The sequence below is a fragment of the Senegalia sp. (in: firmicutes) genome (assembly GCF_052088025.1).
Lineage (GTDB): Bacteria > Bacillota > Clostridia > Tissierellales > SIT17 > Anaeromonas.
The window spans coordinates 23873-30788 of sequence record NZ_JBQCYD010000028.1 but is presented as its reverse complement, the minus strand read 5'-3'; the positions used below and the strand labels follow the sequence as shown (position 1 = coordinate 30788).

General features: G+C 30.5%; 3 protein-coding genes. All 3 read right to left on the bottom strand.

What is annotated here, in order from left to right; all coding sequences use genetic code 11:
• Positions 1 to 30: 30 nt before the first annotated feature.
• From ACTHUW_RS08710 to ACTHUW_RS08700, 3 genes are read right to left on the bottom strand one after another with little or no spacing between them, the layout of a single operon-like run.
• On the bottom strand, positions 31 to 3036 hold the full coding sequence (locus ACTHUW_RS08710) for a type I restriction endonuclease subunit R (protein ID WP_442213076.1): 3006 nt from the start codon (positions 3034 to 3036) through the stop codon (positions 31 to 33).
• 18 nt (positions 3037 to 3054) lie between these two features.
• Positions 3055 to 4263 carry a restriction endonuclease subunit S gene (locus ACTHUW_RS08705; RefSeq protein ID WP_442213074.1) on the bottom strand — a complete coding sequence of 403 codons (1209 nt, stop codon included), beginning with the start codon at positions 4261 to 4263 and terminating at the stop codon, positions 3055 to 3057.
• Positions 4260 to 6836 carry a type I restriction-modification system subunit M gene (locus tag ACTHUW_RS08700; RefSeq protein ID WP_442213072.1) on the bottom strand — a complete coding sequence of 859 codons (2577 nt, stop codon included), beginning with the start codon at positions 6834 to 6836 and terminating at the stop codon, positions 4260 to 4262. Before ACTHUW_RS08700 ends, ACTHUW_RS08705 begins: the two co-directional genes overlap by 4 nt.
• Positions 6837 to 6916: the final 80 nt, after the last annotated feature.

Genomic DNA, 6916 nt, shown 5'->3' with positions numbered 1-6916 from the left:
TAAATAATTAATTAATTTAAAATTAATGCGTCAACTATATTGACATCTACCGATACTGAAGTTGATGCTTTTCTGTAACTCATCAATATAAGGGATATTATCTTTTTTAGCTATAGAAAATTGCATTAATGATTTAAACAAAAGTAAATCATCTATTCCCCACATCTTAGCAAAACTTTCGACTTCTTTCTTTACTCTTTCTTGCTTCCAATTATCAAATAATTCATCAAATCTTAAATCACTTGATAAATTCCCTGGGACTAGTTCTGTTTCTACGAATTCTTTTAATAATTTTGCTTGTTCATCTTCTCCTATATTACTTAATTCTTGAATTTCTTCATATATTAACCTTAAAGTTTCCCCGTCTACTTTCTGAATACCTTTTTCAGTTTTTAATCTAGACCCGATTAAGCTTAGGATATGATTTGCATCTATTACTTGGGTTCCTGACAGTTTTGTTCTTCCTACCAAAGGAATCACAAGAGAATCTTCTCGAGGCTCTCCTTCTTTAAATATTAAATTTTTATATGCTCCTACATATTTCATCCAAGTATCCTCATCTATTATAAATGTTTCATCATCCCATTTATATTCATAATACTGCATAACTAATCTTAATTGATCATTTGCATCTCTAAAGCATAATATAAATAATTCCTCAGCTTCACTATTTATTTTTAATTCTTGCCACTTTGTAGGATCTTTTAGAGCCTTTATCATTTCTATAACCTTTAGTGAAAACTTTTCTACAGCGGTCTTATAATCTTCAACTATAGCTCTACTACTTTTTCCCCCACTTCCATATAGTTTCAATGATATATTCACATTTTCTTCAGTAATCTTTGGATATTGAAAGTTAATGATGGATCCAAATTCTTTGTTTTTCCCATATATACGGTTAGTTCGTGAATAGGCTTGAATTAAATTTTGTAATTTAAAATGTCTATCTACATATAATGTATTTAAAAATCTAGAATCATAACCTGTTAACAGTTGATCTGCAACAATAATGAGATCTATATTCTTTTTATTGCGTCCACTTCCACCACGAGTCCCTCTAAAAACAATATCTTCAAAATAGGCCTCTTCTCCTCTTTTTCTGTCACCACTAATAAACTCAATGCCAGTAAAGTCTGAATAATCTTTAAACATACTTTCAATTATTTCAGGTGGAATATTATCTACATCATTCTCATTTCCAAAGCTAAATGTCATAGCTATATTTATTTTATCTTCTTGTCCCTTTAATTGTTTTTTAAATTCATTATAATATGCAATAACACGATCTTTGTAAGCAACCGTTAATATTGAATTAAAATGTCTTTGTTGTGATTGTTCTTCCCAATTTGAAAGTATTTCTTCTACAACTCTTGGTATATGAGTTTTATCTTGGTAAAGCAGAATTCTTCTCTTTTTAGCTTCCTTTTCAACTTCAAGATCACTCCATCCTTGTACTAAGCGCTCTATTTTACGAATTGTCATTTCTGGTTTTTGCTCTCCAATTTGATCTTTTATTTGATCTCTTAAATAATCATAACTTAAAAATTCTCCTGTATTTATATAATCTACATGAAATCCTAATACGTTTCCATCTGCTATCGCCTGATCTATGGTATATTTATGAAGTTCTGGTCCAAATAGTTTTTCCGTAGTATCTATAACTTCAGATTTTTCATTAATCATTCCTGCCACTTCATTTTCATCAAATAAAGGAGTTCCCGTATAGCCATAAAATAAACTATTTTTCTTGAAATAAGTTCTAATATTTACCATCATTTCTCCCATAGTTGTTCTGTGAGCTTCATCTATTATGAAGATTAATCTTTTTTCAGAAATACCGTAGTCTTGGGCTTCTACCAAGTCTTTAACTAAATTACTTAATTTGAAAGTAGTGGTAACTACTATTCCCTTTTTAACAGATAAAAGTTGTTTCCTTAAATGATAGGTGTATTTTGTATCATCAACTGTTACAGGTTCATAGGATGCATAAGATTTAAAATTTTCACTAGTTTTCTTATCTAATTCTTTCCTATCTACTAAAAATATAACCTTATCGAATCCTCCCCGAGTTGATAAAAATAAAGCAGTTTTAAAAGATGTAATAGTTTTTCCTGAACCAGTGGTATGCCATACATATCCACCATGTGGAATCTTATCTTCATTATCCCAACCAAATGCAGCACCTTCTACAGCTTGTAAAGCATAAACTTGATAGGGCCTCATAATCATATGTCTTTTATTTTCCTCTTCTTCTGCCTCATCTATTATTAGATAATCTCCTACTAGCTGATGTGCCATAGGTATCATTAGAAAGTGTCCTACAATATCTTGCCAATCATTTATAGGTTTATTATGCTTGTCTGCCCAGTTAAATACAAAACTTAAATTGAAATCATTGATAGATTTTGGAGTTGCAAAATATCTTGTTGCTACTTCTGATGTAATGACCATCATCTGAGAAAATGCCATAAAATTATTTACATATTCTCCATATCTATAATATCTCTTAAACTGTCCAAATGCTTCATCTAATGTTTTATCAGCACGTTTCTGTTCGATATTAATTAAAGGCAAGCCATTGATTAAAAGTACAATGTCAAACCTATTACCTTTTGCTGTAGCTACCTCTCTAGCCACTTTATAAGAAGAGTCCCCACCCCTTACTTGAGCTTTGTTAAAAATTGTAAGGGTTATTTGTTTTCTTGTAATTTTAGGATTATCATCCCTATATATTCCATCAATTTTTCCGGTTGACCCTTCCATAGCAAGTATTTTTGATGCTTCAAAACTATTGTCTATTTGACTAACCTTTGCCATAACCTGTTTAAATTCACTATCTGTTAATTCTACACCTTCTAGTTGGTCTGAATTAATTCGATTAAGTTCCGATCTCCAGTGGTTAGTCAAATCATCTACTGTTACTTGTTGCTTATTTCCATCTAATTCATCTGGTGCTATCCATCTATATTTTTCTAGTTCTCTAACAAATCTTTCTTGGAAGTTTCTTTCACTTGAAGTTTTATTATAATTTCCCATAAAATACCCCCTTTCTATTTACACAAACATTTCGTTTAAATAAGCTTTTTTAATATTTTTTAATTTTTCTAGCTTATGCTGATGAAGGGTGATAAGGTTGTCTAGTTTCTCGAAAAATGCGCCTACCTTAACTTGCTCTTCCTTCTGAATAGGATAAACTATGGTAATATCATCTAACCTATTCTTTGGTAGTTGTTTCAATGCAGATCCAGTCTGAAAAGAAATTATCTCTTTTTGACTAAAGTCTGTTTGCAGATATTGATGTAAATATCTACTTTCCATTTTATTATCTGTTCTAATTAAGCAGATTTGAGCATTTATATTTGCGTCTTCAAACCTATTATCAACAAGAGCTATTTTCCCTATTTCTCCTCTAGTCGTAATTAGTATATCATCTTCTTTAAGATGCCCACTTTTTAAAACTGCATGTAACTTTGGCGATATATACACCAAATCTTTATGAACTAAATAACCATTGATAATATTATTAACTCTTATAAACGGAACCCCCTCGGATAATAATTCATTTGATTTAGGATATAACTCACCGTAATTACCATCAGATATAGTGAAATTTAATTCCCCCAACTTACGCTGTTCCCAAGGGTCAGTAAAACTAGCAAATCTTCGTTGTGGATATTTTTTTCCTTCTTTAGGAAACATTTCTGAAAGATAGGCTGATTTTGTTTCTTTAAGTTTTTTAAGCTTACGCTGATGAAGGGTGATAAGCTTGTCTAGGCTGGTGAAGAAGTTGCCAATTTTAGTTTGTTCTTTATAATTTGGTAGTGAAATTTTAAATCCTGAGAATTTAGAAATCCAATGTCGCTCATGACTTTTAGGAGTATAATTGATGTTTTTCAAAGACTCATATATAAAATAAAAGTTGTATTTTTCATCAGTTAATTCAAGTAACTTCATTGCTGAGCTCTTGACTTTAAAAGGAAAGTCAACATAATGAGATGATGTTGTAAAATCATCAAATATAATTACAGGTTCATCTTCACTTGCATTTTTTACACCGAAATTTTCATTGCTATATCCCAAAATAAAACTTTGCCCTGCTGTCAAAACTGGCGTTAAATACCTGTCATCGTAGTCAGTACTTTCAACAATATATTTTGTTGGTTGCTCATATTTAAGTATGTCCCCCAACTTACGCTGTTCCCAAGCTTCAGCATTTGCAAATTCTTCAAATCTTCTTTTAGGTATTAATTTTTCCTCTTTCATATTCTCACCAACTCAGCTAATAAATCTTCAAAACTTGAATTTAGTTCACTATATTCTTCGTCTAAATCATCTAATGTAGATTTATATCTATCATCTAGCATCTTTAATTTTTCCAGTTCATCCTTTAGTGGTTTTTCAATTAAACTAATCATTTCTTCCATCAAGCCACCAAACCATTTTTCATAAACTAGGGACTCTATTTCTTCCTCTGTTAATAGTAAAATACGTTCTTCTACTAATTCTTTAAGCTCTTTCTCTTTTTCTCGTATTTCTTTATTAATTTTTGTTCTATCAGACATTAGTTTTTCTATGTTTTTCAATAGTTTAAATTCGTCTGTATCTTTTTTATATTCTTTTTGCTCGTATTTAATAGCTTTTACCGTAAAGGAGTTTCCAGCTTCTCCTTCTTTGTTTTTGCTTAAACATTCATATAATACTTCATTTTCTTCAGAGCCTTCTACCTTCGCTGCTTCTACTAATTCATCTAATTCCATTTCAATTTCTGATACTTCTTGTTTTAAGTTTTCAATATTTGTTGCTTCTGCACTATATAGTTGTTTAACAATAATCTCATTTGGAATTAAACTACTTATCCAACCATCTTGTTCTTCCCTCTTAGTTTTCCCTGATCCTTTAGTAATCATATTGGGTTCTCTTGTGCGAGCTGCTGTATAAAAATCACTAAGAGATATTATTTCTAAATCCTTTGTCAAAGAATTCTTCCATATTTCAGCAATGTTTTGATAGCCATCATAAATATTTACAAATTCAAAATTATATAGAATTCCTTTAATATCTAATAACATCTCTTCCATGGCTTCTTTAATGTTAGATTGTTTATCAACCTTTATTAAAGTATTCCAATACTCATCTATATACTCATTAATCCTTGTATTCATTTCTTCAGATCTTGTTCTTACTTGATCACTTTCTATTATTTCATCTGTCAATTTGCTAATTTCTTTAGTCAGCTCATAATATCCCATACGTTTCTGGCTTAAACTATTTTCTAAAACATCTGGGACAATAGCATTGAGTATTTTTAGATCTTTAATATCTCTTTCTGGTATTCCACCTAATAAATGTCCATCAACATCATGAGCTATCTCATCACTTTTACTTGTAACATATCTTGGAATGTTCATATTATAATCATTTTCCAAAATATCTTCCCTATATACTAATGAGCTATATCCTTCTTCTCCATTTCTTTCTAAGTAAGTATCTACTATCTTAGCAATATGCTTTTCCTCTAATACATTTTGCTTTCCTACTTTTATAAATTCTTGAGATGCATCAATAACTAGTACTGGGTCATCTAGTTTTCTATTTTTCTTTAATATTAAAACTACTACCGGTATTCCAGTATTAGTGAATAATTTGCTTGGTAGGCCTATAATAGTATCAATACGATTTTTATCTAATAATCTTTTACGAATTTCTCCTTCTGCTCCTCCACGGAATAATATTCCATGTGGAAGAACTATTGCCATAGTTCCATTTTGTCTAAGGTGAAATAGTCCATGAAGTAGAAAAGCAAAGTCTCCCTTTGAATCTGGTGGAAGTACTCCTGCTATTTCAAAACGTGGATCACTTATTTTTAATTCTGACCGATTCCAATTTTTAACAGAATATGGTGGGTTCATAACTACTGCATCAAACTGAACTCCTTCATTAGGTTTTTCTGGATCTTCAGGCCAGTCATAAGAGAGGGTATCTCCATTTTTTATGGCCATTTTTTCTGGCCTAACTCCATGAAGCAATAAATTCATACGAGTTAGGTTATAAGTGGCGGTATTTTTTTCTTGCCCATAATAATTAAGATTTTTCTGTTCATCTGAATTTAAATGCTTTCCAACCGTTAATAATAGGGACCCTGATCCTACAGTTGGATCATATATTGATTCAATATTTGATGATTTAGCAACAATCTGTGCCATAACTTCAGATACTTGATGTGGAGTATAGAATTCTCCTGCTTTTTTCCCAGATTCCATTGCAAATTGACCAATTAAATATTCATATGCATCTCCTAAAATATCTCCTTTTTGAAGAGTAACCATATTCAAATCTGCAAAAAGCATGATTAAGGATTGTATATTTTTACTTCTTTCGTTTAAATTACTACCTAAAGCAGTATCAGTTAGGTCAATTGTAGAGCTTGAAAATAAACCTTTGAAATCATCATTACCAGATTCAATAGCTACAGAACGTTCAAAATTATGTAAGCTATCTGTTACCTTTTGTACTTCAAAATCACCAGAATTAATATCCATTATCCAAGTTTGATATAAATACTCTGGTAAAACATAATATCCTAATACACGTTGTATGGTCTTGTCTAAATCTTCCCCATTTTCTTCTCTTAATTTTTTATATTCTTTTACTAATTCTTCTTCTGATATTTTGCCTAATCCTGCTGAAATTTTAAATGCATCTAGAGTCTTATCACTTAAAAACTTATAAAACATTAAGCCTAGCATATAGTCTTTATACCTGCTCGCATCCATAGAGCCTCGCAACTCATTAGCCCCGTCCCACAAACGTCTTTTAATTTCTTCTGATGTAATCATAATATCCTCCCATTTAAAAATAATTATAATTTTTTTAACTAAGTATTTTTTGTTTTTAAATCCTTATTATTTCTGTTAAA

Bases quoted from the DNA above. Each gene is read 5' to 3' on its own strand.
- ACTHUW_RS08710 (WP_442213076.1), bottom strand. From the start codon at position 3,036: ATGGGAAATTATAATAAAACTTCAAGTGAAAGAAACTTCCAAGAAAGA.
- ACTHUW_RS08705 (WP_442213074.1), bottom strand. From the start codon at position 4,263: ATGAAAGAGGAAAAATTAATACCTAAAAGAAGATTTGAAGAATTTGCA.
- ACTHUW_RS08700 (WP_442213072.1), bottom strand. From the start codon at position 6,836: ATGATTACATCAGAAGAAATTAAAAGACGTTTGTGGGACGGGGCTAAT.